The sequence below is a fragment of the Streptomyces sp. NPDC002773 genome, assembly GCF_040295605.1.
In the GTDB taxonomy this organism is placed as follows: Bacteria; Actinomycetota; Actinomycetes; order Streptomycetales; family Streptomycetaceae; genus Streptomyces.
The window spans coordinates 46872-63794 of record NZ_JBEOVO010000025.1; the positions used below are offsets into that span (position 1 = coordinate 46872).

Consider the following 16923-nt stretch of genomic DNA (forward strand, 5'->3'; position numbering starts at 1 on the left):
CGGATGGCGTCGTACGGCCAAAGCCCGTGCGGCGCCATCGTCTTGTCCTACAGTGGGCGGCATGTCGGCCGACACCGAACACCTCTGTATCCGGCCCCGCGGAGTGCTCCGTGGGGCCGTTCTGACGTTGGTCTTCGCCGCGGTCCTCGCCACCGCCGCCGCAACCGGCTCCCTGCCGCGGCAGGACGCGGCGGGCGAACCCTCCGGCGCCTCCATGCGCGCGGGGCAGCGGCCCCCGGCCGGCGCGCCCGTCGACAGCGCCGCCCTGAACCGCGCCGCAGCCGCGGCCATGGCCGACGGGAAGTCGGGCAAGCAGGCCGCCGAGGAGTTCGTCAGCCGCAGCGGCGACCGCTGGGGCGCGGTGTACGACAAGCGGGAGTACGCCGAGTTCGAGCAGGCCCTCGACGGCACCTACACCGGCGTCGGACTCTCCGCCGGGCGGGCCGGTGAGAACCGCGTCCGGGTGACCCGGGTGCAGGCCGGCGGCCCCGCCGAGCGGGCCGGGCTCCGGACCGGCGACCGGCTCGTCTCCGTCGACGGACGCCCCGTCGACGGGCTCTCGGTCTCCGAGGTCGTCGCGCTGCTGCGCGGCGACGGCGTGGCCGGTTCGGCCGTCGCCCTCCGCGTCGAGCGCGGCCGCGCCGCCTGGACGCAGACCCTGCGCCGGGCCCGGCTCGCCACGGACCCGGTCACCGTCCGCCGCCTGGACGACGGGACCCTGCTCATCCGGGTCGCCGCCTTCACCAAGGGCGCGGGCACGCGCGTGCGTGACGCGGTACGGGCCGCCCCGGCCGGCGCCGGTGTCCTCCTTGACCTGCGGGGCAACGCGGGCGGCCTGGTCGCCGAGGCCGCCGTGGCCGCCTCCGCCTTCCTCGACGGCGGCCTGGTCGCCACGTACGACGTGGAGGGCGAGCAGCGGGCCGTGTACGCCGAGGGCGGCGGCGACACCGGACGGCCCCTGGTGGCGCTGATCGACGGGGGCACCATGAGCGCGGCCGAGTTGCTCACCGGCGCCCTCCAGGACCGGGGCCGGGCGGTCACGGTCGGTTCGCGCACCTTCGGCAAGGGCGCGGTCCAGATGCCGAGCGCCCTGCCGGACGGCTCCGTCGCCGAGCTGACCGTCGGCCACTACCGCACACCGGCCGGGCACGCGGTCGACGGCCGGGGCATCACCCCCGACCTGACGGCCGGGGAACGGGCCGAGGAACGGGCGAAGACGGTATTGAGTGGCCTCGGAGGGGGCTCGTAGTGCGAAAATGACCGCACTATGGCAAAGGGACTCGTGAACGTGCAGGGCAAGCCTGCGAAGAAGAACCAGGACAAGGCGCCCGAGCGCAAGATCATCGCGCAGAACAAGAAGGCGCACCACGACTACCACATCGTCGACACCTACGAGTGCGGTCTGGTCCTCATGGGTACCGAGGTGAAGTCGCTGCGGATGGGCCGCGCCTCGCTCGTCGACGGCTTCGTGCAGATCGACAACCACGAGGCGTGGCTGCACAACATCCATGTGCCCGAGTACATGCAGGGCAGCTGGACCAACCACTCGGCGAAGCGGAAGCGGAAGCTGCTGCTGCACCGCGAGGAGATCGACAAGCTGGAGTCGAAGTCGCAGGAGACGGGTCACACGATCGTGCCCCTCGCGCTGTACTTCCTGAACGGCCGGGTCAAGGTCGAGATCGCGCTCGCCAAGGGCAAGAAGGAGTTCGACAAGCGGCAGACCCTGCGCGAGAAGCAGGACACCCGCGAGACCAACCGGGCCATCGCGGCGGCCAAGCGCAGGGAGCGGGCGGCCAAGATCGCCTAGCGGCGCGGCCGCGGGTAATACGCTGGCGACAGCGGCCGTCGGTCACGTACGATGGGCTCTGCACACCTCGTAAGGGGCGTGCGCGTTGAAAAATAAACATGGGGATGATCGGTTTCGACAGCGGATACCGATGCAGAGGAAGCGTGTCGAGGAAGCGGCAATGATCTCGTTAACCATATGTCGCAACCAATAATCGCCAACTCCAAGAGCGATAACTCCCGCTTCGCCCTCGCTGCCTAATTTTAGGTAACGACAAGAAGCCTCTGTGAGGAGCGTCAGCCCGGGGATGGTCCCGACCCGGATCCTGGCGTCATTTAGGGATCTAAACCTCTCAACCCGGTCACGGGGCTGAGGGGGAAATCAAACAGTGACTGAGCCCGTCGGAGACTTGTCCGCGTGATCTCCGGGGCTGAGAAACTCGTAGCGGACTGCACACGGAGAAGCTCTGTTTCCGTACCGTTGGACGCGGGTTCGATTCCCGCCATCTCCACCGAGCGTCCGAGGGGCTTGCCCGCTCGGACACCTCATCCCATGTGGGCGAAGGCCCGGCAGTCAGCAGACTGCCGGGCCTTCGTCATGTCTCAGTAGTGGTAGCGGGCCTTGAGGATCTTCACTTCCTTGTCGTCCGCCCGGTAGACGAGCCGGTGCTCGTCATCGATCCGGCGGGACCAGTAGCCCGACAGGCCACCCTTCAGCGGCTCGGGTTTGCCGATCCCGCTGAAAGGGTCCCGCTGGACCTCGCCGATCAAGCGGGTGATCCTGCGGGCCGTCTTCCGGTCCGAGGAGAGCCAGAAGAGAAAGTCCTCCCAGGCGGCAGGGTCGAAGTGGACGCTCCTCATTCCTCGCCCCCGGCCAACTCCCTCAGCTCGTCCATCGTCTTCGCGACCACGGGGGCGCTCTCGCGGTCGCGGGCCACGGCTTCCATCAGACGCAGGGCGTTGGCGGGAGAGCGGAGCAGGTAGACGGTCTCCTGCCAGGAGTCGTAGTCGTCCGCCGACATGAGAACGGCGTCGCCGCTCTTGGAGGTGATGCGCACGGGGGTGTGGTCGGTATTGACGCGCTCGATCAGGGGGAACAGGGTGGCCCTGGCTTCGCTGGCGCTGATGGACATGGTGGCCGCTCCTCTACCCTGTGCGAGTTTGTGGTACGGGTGTCGTACTGAAATCTCGTACCAGTCTAACGGGGTGAGCGCCGGGTTCCCACGGTCGTCGCGCAGACGGTCAGGGCCAGGCTTGCCGCGGCGACCGGGATCAGGAAGCCGAAGGTGGGGGAGGGGGCGTGGTCGGCGGTCCAGCCGCCGGTGGCGGAGCCGGCCGCGATGCCGCCGAGGAGGGCGGTCACGGCCAGGGTCATGCCCTCGTTGAGCTGGGACGCCGGCGTCAGGCGCTGGACCATGCCCATGCCCGTCACCATCGTCGGGGCCGTCGCCATGCCCGCGACCAGGAGCCCGGCGGCGAGGGCGAGCAGCGAGCCGGTCGACGCGGCGAGCAGGGGCAGCGTCATCAGGACGGCCATCGCGGCCAGGCAGGTGCTCAGGCGGGCGGTGCGGTGGGCGCGGCCGAAGAGGAGGCCCGCCGCGCAGGACCCGGCGGCCTGGAGGGCGAGGACGGGACCGGCGGCGGGGCCGTCCACGTACGCGAGGGCCACCACCTCCATGGAGCCGAAGACCGCACCGGTGGCGAGGAAGACCGCGAGGAGGGGGACCATGCCGGGGACCCGCAGCGGGGAGCCCGCGGCGGTACGCGGCGCGATCGGCGGTTCGGTGGAGCGCTGCGCGGCGAAGACCAGGACCCCGCCGAGGAAGAGGGTGGCGGCGACGAGGGTGCCCGCCTCGGGGAACAAGGTCGAGCAGACGAGTGCGGCGACGACCGGGCCGAGCATGAAGCAGAGTTCGTCGACGGCCTGCTCGAAGGCGTTGGCGGTGTGCAGGGCGTCCCGGTCGCCCCGGAAGAGGTGGGCCCAGCGGGCCCGGGACATACCGCCCGTGTTGGGGCTCGTGGCGGTGAGGGCGGCCGTGGCGAAGAGCGCCCAGGCGGGCGCCTTCGCGTGGACGCAGAGGAGCAGGACCAGCTGGCCCAGGACCGCGTAGGCGGTCGCGGGGACCGCGATCCGCGCCTGGCCGTACCGGTCGACCAGCCGGGCGATCCAGGGGGCGGTGAGGGCCCCGGCGGCCGTGCCGGTGGCGGTGACGGCGCCCGCGAGCGCGTACGAGTCATAGGCCGCGGCGATCATGATGACGGCGCTGACGCCGAACATGCCCATGGGGAGCCGGGCGATCAGATTGCCCGCCGTGAAGGCGCGGGCGCCGGGGGCGGCGAAGAGGCGGAGGTAGGGGTTGCGGGGGGTGGGGGCGGGGGTGCGCTCGCCGTTGTCGCCGGTGGCGTGCTCGCCGTCGCCGGGGGCGGCGGGAGTGGTGGGGGTGGTGTGCGGGCGTACGCGCGCGCGTGGCGCGGCGTTCGGTTGTTCCCGCGCGCATGGGGCGGCGGTCGGGGTGAGGTCCGGTTGCGGCATGGAGCAAGGCTCCGGGAGCGGGGCGGGCGGGGTCCAACACTTGTTCGGTGGTCATTCACGCGCCTGTGTTGTTAAATGCGGCGGTGCCCGCCACCCCGTCCCCGTACGACACCGACCCCCGCCTCCTCCGCGCCTTCACCGCCGTCGCCGAGGAGCTGCACTTCACCCGCGCCGCCGCCCGCCTCTACGTCGCCCAGCAGGCCCTCAGCCGCGACATCCGGCGCCTGGAGCGCGAGCTGGGCGCCGAGCTGTTCGTACGGACCACCCGGCAGGTCGCCCTCACCCCGGACGGCGAACGCCTCCTCCCGTACGCACGCCGGGTCCTGGCCGCCCACGACGAGCTGACCGAGGCCTTCCGGGCCGTGCCCCGGCCCCTCCTCGTCGACCTCAACAGCCCCGGCCTCGTCCAGGAGCGCGTCCTGCACCGGGCCCGTGAACTCGCCCCGGAACAAGAGCTGATGGCCCGCTACGAGAGCGGGCTCACCGGCGCGGTGCGGGACATCCTCGCCGGACGGCTCGACACCTCCTTCGGGCGGTACGGAGGGCTCGAAGCGGGGCTGCGGGCGCGGCTCGACTCCCAGTTCGTGCGGTACGAGCGGATGGCGGTGATCCTCCCCGAGGACCACCCGCTGGCCGGCCTGCCCGCGGTGCCGCTCGCCCGCCTCGCCGGGGAACGGATCTACGCGGGCGCGGGGAACGACCGCACGCCCGAGTGGACCGACCTCGCCGCCCGGCTCTTCGCCGGGCGCGGCATCGAGGTCGCCCCGCCCGCGCCGCTCGCGGTCGGCCACGAGGAGTTCCGCCGCATCATGGCCAAGCACCGCAACCCGGTGCTCGCCGTCGTCGACTTCCCGCCCATGCCGGGCTGCGTCCTGCGCCCCCTCACCGACCCCGTACCCCTGTCACCCGTGAGCCTGGTGTGGCGCAAGGGGCTGCGCCACCCCGGCCTCGACGCCCTGCGGGCCGCCGCCGCGGAGATCGGCGCGGCGGAGGGTTGGCTGGAACGGCCCCCCGGCTCATGGCTGCCGGAGCGGGAGCCGGGGCTGGCCTGACGGGGGCCTCGGGGCACACGGTGAGCCCGGCTCCAGCGCCCCGGAGGCGAACCGAGCCCTAAAAGAAGAGGGGCCCCCAAGCGCTCACAGCTCGTCCTCGCGCCGGGTGAGAGCAAGGTTCCGCTCTCGTCACCTCTCGGCATCGGGCCGAAACGCGACCTCTCTAGCCTTCTGGCAGGTGGACCGGGGCTGTGGACGCCCCAGGACCCGACACCCGCGGAGGTACGACATGGGCGGCGGCCGGTGGATCGAGCAGTGGGAGCCGGAGGACGAGACCTTCTGGCGCGACAAGGGGGAGCGGATCGCCCGGAGGAACCTGATCTTCTCCGTGCTCTCCGAGCACATCGGCTTCTCCATCTGGAGCCTGTGGTCGGTCATGGTGCTCTTCATGGGGCCGCAGTACGGCATCGACCCGGCCGGCAAGTTCTTCCTGATCGCGACCGCGACCTTCGTCGGCGCGCTGATCCGGATCCCGTACACCTTCGCCGTCGCCCGTTTCGGCGGCCGTAACTGGACCGTCTTCAGCGCCCTGCTCCTCCTGCTGCCCACGGGCTTCGCCTTCGCGGTGATGGAGCCCGGCACCTCGTACACCACGTTCGTCCTGGTGGCGGCGCTCACCGGCGTCGGCGGCGGCAACTTCGCCTCCTCGATGACCAACATCAACGCGTTCTTCCCGCTCCGCAAGAAGGGCTGGGCGCTCGGGCTCAACGCGGGCGGCGGCAACATCGGCGTCCCCGTCGTCCAGCTCGTCGGCCTCCTCGTCATCGGCACGGCGGGCGCGATGCACCCCCGGATCGTGCTCGGCGTCTACCTGCCCCTGATCGTGATCGCCGCCGTGTGCGCCGCGCTCTTCATGGACAACCTCGCCCCCGTCAAGAACGACACCGGGGCCGCGAAGGAAGCCGTGCGGGCCCGCCACACCTGGATCATGGCCTTCCTGTACATCGGCTGCTTCGGCTCCTTCATCGGCTACAGCTTCGCCTTCGGCCTCGTGCTCCAGACCCAGTTCGGACGCACTCCGCTCCAGGCCGCCTCCCTCACCTTCATCGGCCCGCTGCTCGGCTCGCTGATCCGGCCCATCGGCGGCTCCCTCGCCGACCGGCACGGTGGCGCCCGCATCACCCTGTGGACCTTCGCCGCGATGGCCGCCGCGACCGGCGTCGTGATCTACGCCTCCGTGATCGAGTCGCTCGCCGTCTTCCTCGTCGGCTTCATCGCCCTCTTCGCCCTCAGCGGCCTCGGCAACGGCTCCACGTTCAAGATGATCCCGGCGATCTTCCTCGCCCAGGGGCACCGCAAGGGGCTCGCGGGCGACGCGGCGGAGGCGTACGGCCGGCGTCTCTCCGGGGCCGCCATGGGTCTCATCGGAGCGGTCGGCGCGCTCGGCGGACTCGGCATCAACCTCGCCTTCCGCCAGTCCTTCCAGACCTCGGGCTCCGGCACCGCGGCCTTCGTCGCCTTCCTGGCCTTCTACGCGGCCTGCATGGTCGTCACCTGGGCGGTATACCTTCGGCGGCCCTCCGCCGTCCCCGAGACCGCGGAGGCGGTCACCGAGGCGGAGCCCCGGCCCGGCTACGCGAAGGTGTGATCCCCGGTGCCCGGCGCGGACCGTAACGGCCAGGAAATACGGGAGAACCGAGTCTGTCACGCGTCCACGTCAGGCTCGGGCCCCATGGACGAGCAAGAACACGGCCCCCTCGCCGGCTTCACCGTCGGCGTCACCGCGGCGCGTCGCGCGGACGAACTCATCGCGCTGCTGCGCCGGCGCGGCGCGGCCGTCGTCCACGGCCCCGCCCTGCGGATCGTGCCCCTCGCGGACGACACCGAGCTCCTCGCCGCCACCAAGGAACTCCTCGGCAACGCCCCGGACGTCGTCGTCGCCACCACGGCGATCGGCTTCCGGGGCTGGGTCGAGGCGGCCGAGGGCTGGGGGTACGGGGAGGAACTCCTCGCCGTCCTGCGGGACGTCGAACTCCTCGCCCGGGGGCCCAAGGTCAAGGGCGCGGTACGGGCCGCCGGGCTCACCGAGTCCTGGTCGCCCAGCTCCGAATCGATGGCCGAGGTCCTCGACCGGCTCCTCGCCGAGGGCGTCGACGGCCGTCGGATCGCGCTCCAGCTGCACGGGGAGCCGCTGCCCGGCTTCGTGGAGGCGCTCACGGCCGCGGGGGCCGAGGTCGTCGGCGTCCCCGTCTACCGCTGGATGCCCCCGGAGGACACCGGGCCGCTCGACCGGCTCCTCGACGCGGCCCTCGCCGGCAGCCTGGACGCCGTCACCTTCACGAGCGCGCCCGCGGCCGCGTCGCTGCTGTCCCGGGCCGAGGAGAAGGGGGTACGGGACGCGCTCGTCGCCGCGCTGCGGCACGAGGTGCTCGCGGTGTGCGTGGGGCCCGTGACGGCGCTGCCGCTCCAGGCCGAGGGCATCGACACGTACCAGCCGGAGCGGTTCCGGCTCGGGCCGCTCGTCCAGCTCCTCTGCAAGGAACTGCCCGCCCGCTCGCAGGTCCTGCCGGTGGCGGGGCACCGGGTGGAGGTCCGGGGCCACGCCGTCCTCGTCGACGGCGGCCTGCGGCCCGTACCGCCCGCCGGGATGGCCCTCCTCGGGCTGCTCGCCCGCCGACCCGGCTGGGTGGTGTCCCGGGCCGACCTGCTGCGGGCGCTGCCCGGAGCGGGGCGGGACGAGCACGCGGTGGAGACGGCGATGGCGCGGCTGCGCGCGTCCCTCGGCACGCCGAAGCTGATCCAGACGGTGGTGAAGCGGGGGTACCGGCTGGCGCTGGATCCGTCGGCGGACGCGAAGTACGACGGCTAGGGGGACCCCCACGCCCTGGGGGTCCCCCCGGACGGAGTCTGGGGGACGAACAGTTGCCCACAACGAGGGGGCGAGGGTGGCGCCGTAGTGGGGCGCCGTCCCTTTCATCCGGTCCCGCGCGACATCCGCCCCCAGGAATTGATCGCGCCTGACACGGTGCCCCCCAGTGGCGTACGCTCGACGGCTGCCCAGTGCACGTCAGAAGGGGGCCTTAGGTGGCCGCGCAGGAAGCCGTGGACACGGTCAGAGACCGTGAGATCGGTGTCGAGCAGGAACATCTCGATCACGTCTACCGCCGACTGGAGGAGAAGATCCACGAGGCGGAGTTCCTGATGAACGACGCCGCCCAGCGGGGCCAGGTCGGCACGCCCGGCGCCCTCGCCGAGCGCGACGCCCAGGTCTTCCGGGCCGGCATCCACCTCAACCGGCTCAACAACGAGTTCGAGGACTTCCTCTTCGGCCGGATCGATCTGCTGTACGGCAAGGACGGCAAGAAGGGACCCGACGGGGCCTACACGTCCGTCGAGCCCGCCGAGGACGCCGTACGGCCCGACAACACCGCCGAGATCGGCGAGACCCTCCACATCGGCCGGATCGGCGTCCTCGACTCCGACTACGCGCCGCTGGTCATCGACTGGCGCGCGCCCGCCGCCGCGCCCTTCTACCGGTCGACCCCGGTCGATCCCGGCCGGGTCGTACGGCGCCGTGTCATCCGCTCCAAGGGCCGCAAGGTCCTCGGCGTCGAGGACGACCTGATGCGCCCCGAGCTCCGGGCCACCCTCGACGGGCGCGAGCTGCCCGTCATCGGCGACGGCGCCCTGATGGCCGCCCTCGGCCAGGCCCGCAGCCACACCATGCGGGACATCGTCTCCTCCATCCAGGCGGAGCAGGACCTCGTCATCCGCGCGCCCGCCGCCTCCGTCACGTACGTGGAGGGCGGGCCGGGGACAGGGAAGACGGCGGTCGCGCTGCACCGGGCCGCGTACCTGCTCTACCAGGACCGGCGGCGGTACGCGGGCGGCATCCTGATCGTCTCGCCGACCCCGCTCCTCGTCTCGTACACCGAGGGCGTCCTGCCCTCCCTCGGCGAGGAGGGCCAGGTCGCCATCCGGGCCGTCGGCTCGCTGGTCGACGGCGCCGAGGCGACCGCGTACGACGATCCGGCCGTCGCCCGGATCAAGGGCTCCTCCCGGATGCTCCACGTGCTGCGGAAAGCGGCCCGCGGTGCCCTGGAGACGCCCGCGCCCAGGGCTCAGCCCGAGTTGGGTGACGACGACGCTCCGGCCCCCACCGGCACGCCCACGCGCCTGCGTGTCGTCGCCTTCGGCCGCCGTCTGGAGCTGGAGGCCGACGAGCTGCGGCGCATCCGCCACAACGTCCTCGGCGGCACCACCCCCGTCAACCTGCTCCGTCCCCGCGCCCGCCGGCTGCTCCTCGACGCGCTGTACGCCAAGTCCGGCGCCGTCGGCCGGCACAGCGACCCCGAGCTCGCCGCCGAGCTGCGCTCCTCCTTCGACGAGGACGTCTCCACCGAGGACTCCTTCCTCACCTTCCTCGACGCCTGGTGGCCCGAACTCACCCCGCGCCGGGTCCTCGACGCGATGGCCGACGAACGGCGGCTCGGCCGCTGGGCCCGCCGCATCCTCAACCCGGGCGAGGTACGGCGGCTCGCCCGCTCGCTGCGCCGCCGGGAACTCTCCGTCCACGACGTGGCGCTCCTCGACGAGCTGAGCACCCTCATCGGCGCCCCGGCGCGGCCGAAGAAGCGTCGGGAGTACGACCCGCTGGACCAGCTCACGGGCCTCGAGGAGCTGATGCCCGGCCGGGAGGAGACCCAGTGGGAGCGGGCCGAGCGGCTCGCGGCGGAGCGCACCGAGTACGCGCACGTGATCGTCGACGAGGCGCAGGACCTCACGCCCATGCAGTGGCGGATGGTCGGGCGCCGCGGCCGGCACGCCACCTGGACGGTCGTCGGCGACCCGGCCCAGTCCTCCTGGTCGGACCCGGACGAGGCCGCGGAGGCCCGTGACGAGGCCCTCGGCTCCCGGCCGCGGCGCCGCTTCGAGCTGACGGTGAACTACCGGAACCCGGCCGAGATCGCCGAACTCGCCGCCAAGGTCCTCGCCCTCGCCATGCCGGGCAAGGAGTCGCCGCGCGCCGTCCGCTCCACGGGCGTCGAGCCCCGTTTCGTCGCCGTACCGGAGAAGACCGCCGATGCGGGTCTGGCCGAAACCGTACGGTCCGAGGCGCGGCTGCTCCTGGAGCGGGTGGAGGGCACCGTCGGTGTCGTCGTCGCCATGAGGCGGCGTGCGGAGGCCGCCCGCTGGCTCGCCGACCTCGGCGACCGGGTGGTGGCCCTCGGCTCCCTGGAGGCGAAGGGCCTGGAGTACGACGCCACCGTGGTCGTCTCGCCGGCGGAGATCGCCGACGAGTCGCCGGCCGGCCTGCGGGTGCTGTACGTGGCCCTCACCCGGGCGACGCAGCAGCTCACGGTGGTCGCGGGGGCGGGCGACATGCCGGACGAGGCGGGGGTCCCGGACCTGCTGAGGGACTGATCCCGCCGAGCGGGAGACACCGATTTCAGGTCAACCTGTGGCGCTGGAATCACCGACCAGGGTGGTTTGTTAGCCTTGTCGTGGCACCGGCTCGATCCAAGCCCCCGGGCCCAACCTTCGTCCCTCAGAGGGACCACTTGCCGCGAGGCGAGCATGGCGGGTCGGTGCCACTTAGATGTATGTACGAAGTTGAGGTCCCCGTCACCCCTGGTGACGGGGGCCTCTTCAGTTTCCCCAGGGGTTCTCGTATGGTGGAAACTACTTTCCGAAAACAAAATGACCGCATTACCTGCTACCGGCGGGTAGGTGCGACCATCGGAGGGCGCCGCCGGGCAACCAGCCGGGGCGGCGTAGCAACGAAGCTCAGGAAAAGCAGAGGAACTCGGCCATGGCAACGGCGCCCAGCGTCTCGTACTCGATGACGGTCCGGCTGGAGGTTCCCGCGAGCGGAACCGCGGTCTCGCAGCTCACCACGGCGGTGGAGTCCCACGGCGGGTCCGTCACCGGCCTCGACGTGACCGCCTCCGGCCACGAGAAGCTCCGCATCGACGTCACCATCGCCGCGACCTCCACCGCGCACGCCGACGAGATCGTCGAGCAGCTGCGCACCATCGAGGGCGTCACCCTCGGCAAGGTCTCCGACCGTACGTTCCTGATGCACCTCGGCGGCAAGATCGAGATGGCGTCCAAGCACCCCATCCGGAACCGCGACGACCTCTCCATGATCTACACCCCCGGTGTCGCCCGGGTCTGCATGGCGATCGCCGAGAACCCCGAGGACGCCCGCCGCCTCACCATCAAGCGGAACTCGGTCGCGGTCGTCACCGACGGTTCCGCCGTCCTCGGCCTCGGCAACATCGGCCCGATGGCCGCCCTGCCCGTCATGGAGGGCAAGGCGGCCCTCTTCAAGCGCTTCGCCGGCATCGACGCCTGGCCGATCTGCCTCGACACGCAGGACACCGACGAGATCGTCGCGATCGTCAAGGCCATCGCCCCCGGCTTCGCGGGCATCAACCTGGAGGACATCTCCGCGCCCCGCTGCTTCGAGATCGAGGCCCGGCTGCGCGAGGCCCTCGACATCCCCGTCTTCCACGACGACCAGCACGGCACCGCCATCGTCGTCCTCGCCGCCCTCACCAACGCCCTGCGCGTGGTGAACAAGAGCGTCGGTGACGTACGGGTCGTCATGTCCGGGGCCGGCGCGGCCGGTACGGCCATCCTGAAGCTGCTGATCGCGGCGGGCGTCAAGCACGCCGTCGTCGCCGACATCCAGGGCGTCGTGCACGCGGGCCGCGAGGACCTCGTGGACGCCCCGGCGGACTCGCCGCTGCGCTGGATCGCCGACAACACCAACCCCGAGGGCGTCACCGGCACCCTCAAGCAGGCCGTCGTCGGCGCGGACGTGTTCATCGGCGTCTCGGCCCCGAACCTGCTCGGTGCGGAGGACGTCGCCGCGATGGCGGACGGCGCGATCGTGTTCGCGCTCGCGAACCCCGATCCGGAGGTCGACCCGGCCCTCGCCCGGCAGACCGCCGCCGTCGTCGCCACCGGCCGCTCGGACTTCCCGAACCAGATCAACAACGTGCTGGTCTTCCCGGGTGTCTTCCGCGGGCTCCTCGACGCCCAGTCCCGTACGGTCAACACGGAGATGATGCTCGCGGCCGCCACGGCCCTCGCGGACGTCGTCACCGAGGACGAGCTGAACCCGAACTACATCATCCCGTCGGTCTTCAACGACAAGGTGGCCGGCGCGGTCGCCGGAGCGGTGCGCACCGCGGCGAAGGCCGCGGGCGGCGGCTCGGCGGCGACCGGCCGCTGACGGCGCGTCGCGATTCGCGGAGCCGTAAACCCGCCTTTAGGGTGGCGTTTCGGCTCCGCTTCGTTTTCGCGGAGTCGACAGAACGTCACCACCAGGGGGCTCTGGCGCTTTTCGTGTGACCCCAGGGGGTGCCGGATTGGCGTTCCCGCCGCTGGTGGGGGCAGGATGCGTGTTTGGGCGCGAGGGTCTGTCATTAGACCCGGGTCCGGGGACTGTCCGAAGGCCCTGGCAGCATCGGCTTCGCTGTACCCAATCACGCGGCTTCCGCCGCGTGGCACGCCTCACAGGCAAGAAGAACACGGGAGTAACAACATGAACCGCAGTGAGCTGGTGGCCGCCCTGGCCGACCGCGCCGAGGTGACCCGCAAGGACGCCGACGCCGTGCTGGCCGCTCTCGCCGAGACCGTCGGTGAGGTCGTCGCCAAGGGCGACGAGAAGGTCACCATCCCCGGCTTCCTGACCTTCGAGCGCACCCACCGTGCCGCTCGCACCGCGCGCAACCCGCAGACCGGCGACCCGATCGACATCCCGGCCGGCTACAGCGTGAAGGTCTCCGCGGGCTCGAAGCTCAAGGAAGCCGCCAAGGGCAAGTAAGGCAGCCTGTAGGCGACGAAAGGGCGGCCACCCTGTCAGGGGGTGGCCGCCCTTTCGTGTGGGCTCGTACGGGCCCCCCAGGGGCCCGTACGGCGCGCGTCACACCAGCGCGCTGCCCGGGAGCTCGACCTTGGCGCCCAGCTCGACGAGCTTCTCCATGAAGTTCTCGTAGCCGCGGTTGATCAGCTCGATGCCGTGCACCCGGGAGGTGCCCTGCGCCGCGAGCGCCGCGATCAGGTACGAGAAGCCGCCGCGCAGGTCGGGGATGACCAGGTCGGCGCCCTGGAGCCGGGTCGGGCCCGACACGACCGCCGAGTGCAGGAAGTTCCGCTGGCCGAAGCGGCAGTCGGAGCCGCCGAGGCACTCGCGGTACAGCTGGATGTGGGCACCCATCTGGTTCAGCGCGGAGGTGAATCCGAGCCGCGACTCGTACACCGTCTCGTGCACGATGGAGAGGCCCGACGCCTGGGTCAGGGCCACGACCAGCGGCTGCTGCCAGTCCGTCTGGAAGCCGGGGTGCACGTCCGTCTCCAGGTGGATCGCGTTGAGCGAGCCGCCCGGGTGCCAGAAGCGGATGCCCTCGTCGTCGATCTCGAAGGCGCCACCCACCTTCCGGTACGTGTTCAGGAAGGTCATCATCGAGCGCTGCTGGGCGCCGCGCACGTAGATGTTGCCCTCGGTGGCGAGCGCCGCCGACGCCCAGGAGGCCGCCTCCAGGCGGTCCGGGAGCGCCCGGTGGGTGTAGCCGTCGAGGCGGTCGACACCGGTGATCCGGATGGTCCGGTCGGTGTCCATGGAGATGATCGCGCCCATTTTCTGCAGGACGCAGATCAGGTCCTCGATCTCGGGCTCCACCGCGGCGTTCGACAGCTCGGTGACGCCCTCGGCCAGGACGGCCGTGAGCAGCACCTGCTCGGTCGAGCCGACCGAGGGGTACGGCAGCCGGATCTTGCAACCGCGAAGGCGCTGCGGGGCCTCCAGGTACTGCCCGTCCGCCCGCTTCTCGATGGTGGCGCCGAACTGGCGCAGCACGTCGAAGTGGAAGTCGATGGGCCGGCCGCCGATGTCGCAGCCGCCGAGGCCCGGGATGAAGGCGTGGCCGAGGCGGTGGAGCAGCGGGCCGCAGAAGAGGATCGGGATGCGCGACGAGCCGGCGTGGGCATCGATGTCGGCGACGTTCGCGGATTCGACGTGCGTCGGGTCGAGGACGAGTTCGCCGGGTTCTTCACCCGGACGGACCGTCACGCCGTGCAGCTGGAGCAGTCCGCGGACGACGCGGACGTCACGGATGTCGGGCACGTTGCGCAGGCGGCTCGGCCCGCTGCCGAGCAGGGCGGCGACCATCGCCTTGGGCACGAGGTTCTTCGCGCCGCGGACGCGGATCTCGCCCTCCAGCGGGGTTCCGCCATGGACGAGCAGTACATCATGGCTGTCTGTGCCGGTCATGAATCTCGCGTTCCGGAGTGGGTCGGTCGGGTGGCCAGTGAAAAGGGTAAGGGGCCATGAGACCTCTGTTGGGTGCTGCGGGGGGCCTGTCAGATGTAATGAATTCGGCACAACACCCTCTGTTCCCGTGATCTTGCGGAGCGTCACGGTCCGCTTCTGTCGGCGCGGCGCCCCCCGGGCCCCCTCCCGGCAGCGGCGGTCACCGAGCTGAACTGCGACGCTCGTCGACTTCCCGCCATCGCGTCCGTCCATCGCCCCGACAACGCCCGCGAACGCCGAAGATGCGGGATCATGTGTCGCATGACCGAGGTGTCCTCGCTCACAGGACGGCTGCTCGTCGCCACCCCCGCCCTCGCCGACCCGAATTTCGACCGCGCGGTGGTGCTGCTCCTCGACCACGACGACGAGGGCTCGCTCGGCGTGGTCCTGAACCGGCCGACGCCGGTGACCGTCGGCGACATCCTCGCCCCCTGGGCCGGGCTCGCCGGTGAGCCCGGCGTCGTCTTCCAGGGCGGCCCCGTCTCGCTCGACGCGGCCCTCGGCGTCGCCGTGATCCCCGGCGACGAGGGCCCCCTCGGCTGGCGCCGTGTGCACGGCGCGATCGGCCTCGTCGATCTGGAGACCCCGCCTGAGCTGCTCGGACCGGCCCTCGGCTCGCTGCGGATCTTCGCCGGGTACGCGGGCTGGGGCCCCGGCCAGCTGGAGACCGAGCTCGGCGACGGCGCCTGGTACGTGGTCGAGTCCGAGCCCGGCGACGTCTCCTCGCCGCAGCCCGAGACGCTCTGGCGCCAGGTCCTCCGGAGGCAGCGCGGAGAGCTCGCGATGATCGCCACCTATCCCGACGACCCGTCCCTGAACTGAGGCGGGCGGGGCGACGGTCCCTCCCGGGCAGAGGGGAACGCGGCGGTGGTCGCTTCCTTGCGGAAGTGAAGGCTCCGGAGGTTCGAAGTGACGTACGGCTGTCCGAAGGTGGGCGCCATGCGTACGATAATCCGACTCTCCCGAAGCCCAGGTGGCGCGTCGGCGCGCCCAGACGATCAAGAGATGACCACGTGTCTGTCATAACCGCCACCCGGAACGGCCGGGCCTCGAAGCGGATGCCCGTCGAAAGCGCCGGCGCCGTGCTGCCCAACCGCCTCGACACGCTCACGAGTCTGAGGTTCTTCGCGGCCTTCGCCGTGTTCGCCCACCACTTCACGGGAGCGGGCCACCAGACGGGCTTCGGCCTGGCCCCGTCCATCTTCCCGTACTCGGAGATGGGCGGCCACGGTGTGACCTTCTTCTTCGTGCTCTCGGGATTCCTGCTGACCTGGGTGTACAAGCCGCACGAGCACCCGTTCGCCTTCTACATACGCCGGGTGGCGCGCATCTGGCCGGCGACCCTGGTCGCCGCCGTGCTCGCCTACTACGTCTTCTACGAGCGGGCCAACCTGGCCGTGGAGTGGAAGTCGTTCATCGCCTCGATCTTCCTCGTGCAGAACTGGCTCCCCGACGCGACCCCGACGCTTCCCGGCAACCCGGTGACCTGGACCCTCAGCGTCGAGATCCTCTTCTACGCCCTCTTCCCGCTGCTCGCCCGCTTCGTCGTCCGGATGCGCACCCCGCTCCTCGTCGGACTGACGATTCTCGGCCTCGTCTGCATGTGGGCGGTCAACTGGTGGGCGTACGAGAACCTCGCCCCCGGCACGGCCCGCTGGGTCATGCGCCACCCCCTCGTCTACCTGCCGCAGTTCCTCCTCGGCATGACGATCGCCCTGCTGCTCCGCCGGGGCTTCCGGATCCCGATGCGCCCGATCGTGCCGCTGGCGCTGCTGCTCGCCTACGTCTACGGCTTCTTCCAGCTGCGCGCGAGCCTGTCCGCCGACTACGTCGCCCAGCTCGAGTACACGCTGCGGCCCACCGTCGCCGTGATCGCCGGACTGATCATCATCGCCTTCGTGCAGCGCGAGATCGCGGGCCACCGCGGCCTCCTGAACAAGAAGCCGCTCATCCTGCTCGGGGTGTGGTCGTTCAGCTTCTACCTGCTGCACCACGCGGTCATCCGCCTCGCCACCTACGAGTGGGGACGGGGGCAGGACAGGGACTCGGTGCTCTTCACCATGCTCGGAATGGGCCTCGTCATCGTGGCGATGTCCTGGGCGCTCTACCGCTTCGTCGAGGAGCCCGCCAACCGCTGGCTGGTCCGGCGCATCCCCGCCCGCTGGCGGCCCGCGCCCCCGGCCGCTCCCGCCGCCTCGGGGACCCCGGCCGCTCCGGCCGCCTCCGAGGCCTACTCCACCCGTTGAACACCGCCCGCGGGGCACGGGTTCCCGCACCCGCATGGGTACCCT

Annotated in this window: 14 protein-coding genes and 1 other RNA gene; 11 read left to right on the forward strand and 4 right to left on the reverse strand. The window is 71.4% G+C overall.

Annotated elements, in window-relative coordinates; genetic code table 11:
- Positions 1–61 precede the first annotated feature (61 nt).
- The 3 genes from ABT034_RS25910 to ssrA all read left to right on the forward strand — a co-directional run bounded on the left by ABT034_RS25910 (position 62) and on the right by ssrA (position 2300).
- Positions 62–1249: a S41 family peptidase gene (locus tag ABT034_RS25910; RefSeq protein WP_351219180.1), complete on the forward strand. Its 1188-nt coding sequence runs from the start codon at positions 62–64 to the stop codon at positions 1247–1249.
- Positions 1250–1267: 18 nt separating this feature from the next.
- Positions 1268–1807, forward strand: coding sequence for an SsrA-binding protein SmpB (gene smpB, locus ABT034_RS25915; protein WP_351219182.1), 540 nt, complete (start codon positions 1268–1270; stop codon positions 1805–1807).
- A gap of 100 nt (positions 1808–1907) precedes the next feature.
- Positions 1908–2300: a transfer-messenger RNA gene (gene ssrA / locus ABT034_RS25920) on the forward strand.
- 88 nt (positions 2301–2388) lie between these two features.
- On the opposite strand, the gene ABT034_RS25925 is transcribed toward ssrA, so the two are convergent.
- From ABT034_RS25925 to ABT034_RS25935, 3 genes are all read right to left on the reverse strand, one after another.
- Complete coding sequence (locus ABT034_RS25925) at positions 2389–2646, reverse strand: Txe/YoeB family addiction module toxin (protein ID WP_351219184.1); 258 nt, start codon at positions 2644–2646, stop codon at positions 2389–2391.
- Positions 2643–2918: a type II toxin-antitoxin system Phd/YefM family antitoxin gene (locus tag ABT034_RS25930; RefSeq protein ID WP_351219186.1), complete on the reverse strand. Its 276-nt coding sequence runs from the start codon at positions 2916–2918 to the stop codon at positions 2643–2645. The genes ABT034_RS25925 and ABT034_RS25930 overlap by 4 nt, the downstream gene beginning before the upstream one ends.
- Positions 2919–2983: 65 nt before the next feature.
- Entirely contained in the window at positions 2984–4318 is a 1335-nt protein-coding gene (locus ABT034_RS25935; protein WP_351219188.1) for an MFS transporter, read from the reverse strand.
- A gap of 83 nt (positions 4319–4401) precedes the next feature.
- Between ABT034_RS25935 and ABT034_RS25940 the strand changes: the two genes are divergently transcribed.
- From ABT034_RS25940 to ABT034_RS25965, 6 genes are all read left to right on the forward strand, one after another.
- The gene (locus tag ABT034_RS25940; RefSeq protein WP_351219264.1) at positions 4402–5370 is read left to right on the forward strand and encodes a LysR family transcriptional regulator; all 969 of its coding nucleotides are present in this window, start codon (positions 4402–4404) and stop codon (positions 5368–5370) included.
- 229 nt (positions 5371–5599) lie between these two features.
- Complete coding sequence (locus ABT034_RS25945) at positions 5600–6958, forward strand: nitrate/nitrite transporter (RefSeq protein WP_351219190.1); 1359 nt, start codon at positions 5600–5602, stop codon at positions 6956–6958.
- Between the two features lie 84 nt (positions 6959–7042).
- A complete protein-coding gene (locus ABT034_RS25950; RefSeq protein WP_351219192.1) occupies positions 7043–8179 on the forward strand; it encodes a uroporphyrinogen-III synthase in 1137 nt (378 codons plus the stop codon).
- A gap of 215 nt (positions 8180–8394) precedes the next feature.
- Positions 8395–10734: a HelD family protein gene (locus ABT034_RS25955; protein WP_351219194.1), complete on the forward strand. Its 2340-nt coding sequence runs from the start codon at positions 8395–8397 to the stop codon at positions 10732–10734.
- Between the two features lie 388 nt (positions 10735–11122).
- Positions 11123–12553: an NAD-dependent malic enzyme gene (locus ABT034_RS25960; RefSeq protein WP_351219196.1), complete on the forward strand. Its 1431-nt coding sequence runs from the start codon at positions 11123–11125 to the stop codon at positions 12551–12553.
- Between the two features lie 312 nt (positions 12554–12865).
- Positions 12866–13147, forward strand: a complete 282-nt coding sequence (locus ABT034_RS25965) for an HU family DNA-binding protein (RefSeq protein ID WP_015033921.1) — start codon at positions 12866–12868, stop codon at positions 13145–13147.
- A 99-nt stretch (positions 13148–13246) separates the two neighbouring features.
- On the opposite strand, the gene murA is transcribed toward ABT034_RS25965, so the two are convergent.
- Positions 13247–14593: a UDP-N-acetylglucosamine 1-carboxyvinyltransferase gene (gene murA, locus ABT034_RS25970; protein ID WP_030324469.1), complete on the reverse strand. Its 1347-nt coding sequence runs from the start codon at positions 14591–14593 to the stop codon at positions 13247–13249.
- Between the two features lie 300 nt (positions 14594–14893).
- On the opposite strand from murA, the gene ABT034_RS25975 reads away from it, so the two are divergent.
- A complete protein-coding gene (locus tag ABT034_RS25975) occupies positions 14894–15454 on the forward strand; it encodes a YqgE/AlgH family protein (protein WP_351219198.1) in 561 nt (186 codons plus the stop codon).
- A gap of 191 nt (positions 15455–15645) precedes the next feature.
- Positions 15646–16878 carry an acyltransferase family protein gene (locus tag ABT034_RS25980; protein ID WP_351219200.1) on the forward strand — a complete coding sequence of 411 codons (1233 nt, stop codon included), beginning with the start codon at positions 15646–15648 and terminating at the stop codon, positions 16876–16878.
- Positions 16879–16923: the final 45 nt, after the last annotated feature.

Excerpts from the sequence above, each read along its gene's own strand:
- ABT034_RS25910 (WP_351219180.1), top strand. The coding sequence starts at position 62 with ATGTCGGCCGACACCGAACACCTCTGTATCCGGCCCCGCGGAGTGCTC.
- smpB (WP_351219182.1), top strand. The coding sequence starts at position 1,268 with ATGGCAAAGGGACTCGTGAACGTGCAGGGCAAGCCTGCGAAGAAGAAC.
- ABT034_RS25925 (WP_351219184.1), bottom strand. The coding sequence starts at position 2,646 with ATGAGGAGCGTCCACTTCGACCCTGCCGCCTGGGAGGACTTTCTCTTC.
- ABT034_RS25930 (WP_351219186.1), bottom strand. The coding sequence starts at position 2,918 with ATGTCCATCAGCGCCAGCGAAGCCAGGGCCACCCTGTTCCCCCTGATC.
- ABT034_RS25935 (WP_351219188.1), bottom strand. The coding sequence starts at position 4,318 with ATGCCGCAACCGGACCTCACCCCGACCGCCGCCCCATGCGCGCGGGAA.
- ABT034_RS25945 (WP_351219190.1), top strand. The coding sequence starts at position 5,600 with ATGGGCGGCGGCCGGTGGATCGAGCAGTGGGAGCCGGAGGACGAGACC.
- ABT034_RS25950 (WP_351219192.1), top strand. The coding sequence starts at position 7,043 with ATGGACGAGCAAGAACACGGCCCCCTCGCCGGCTTCACCGTCGGCGTC.
- ABT034_RS25960 (WP_351219196.1), top strand. The coding sequence starts at position 11,123 with ATGGCAACGGCGCCCAGCGTCTCGTACTCGATGACGGTCCGGCTGGAG.
- ABT034_RS25965 (WP_015033921.1), top strand. The coding sequence starts at position 12,866 with ATGAACCGCAGTGAGCTGGTGGCCGCCCTGGCCGACCGCGCCGAGGTG.
- murA (WP_030324469.1), bottom strand. The coding sequence starts at position 14,593 with ATGACCGGCACAGACAGCCATGATGTACTGCTCGTCCATGGCGGAACC.
- ABT034_RS25975 (WP_351219198.1), top strand. The coding sequence starts at position 14,894 with ATGACCGAGGTGTCCTCGCTCACAGGACGGCTGCTCGTCGCCACCCCC.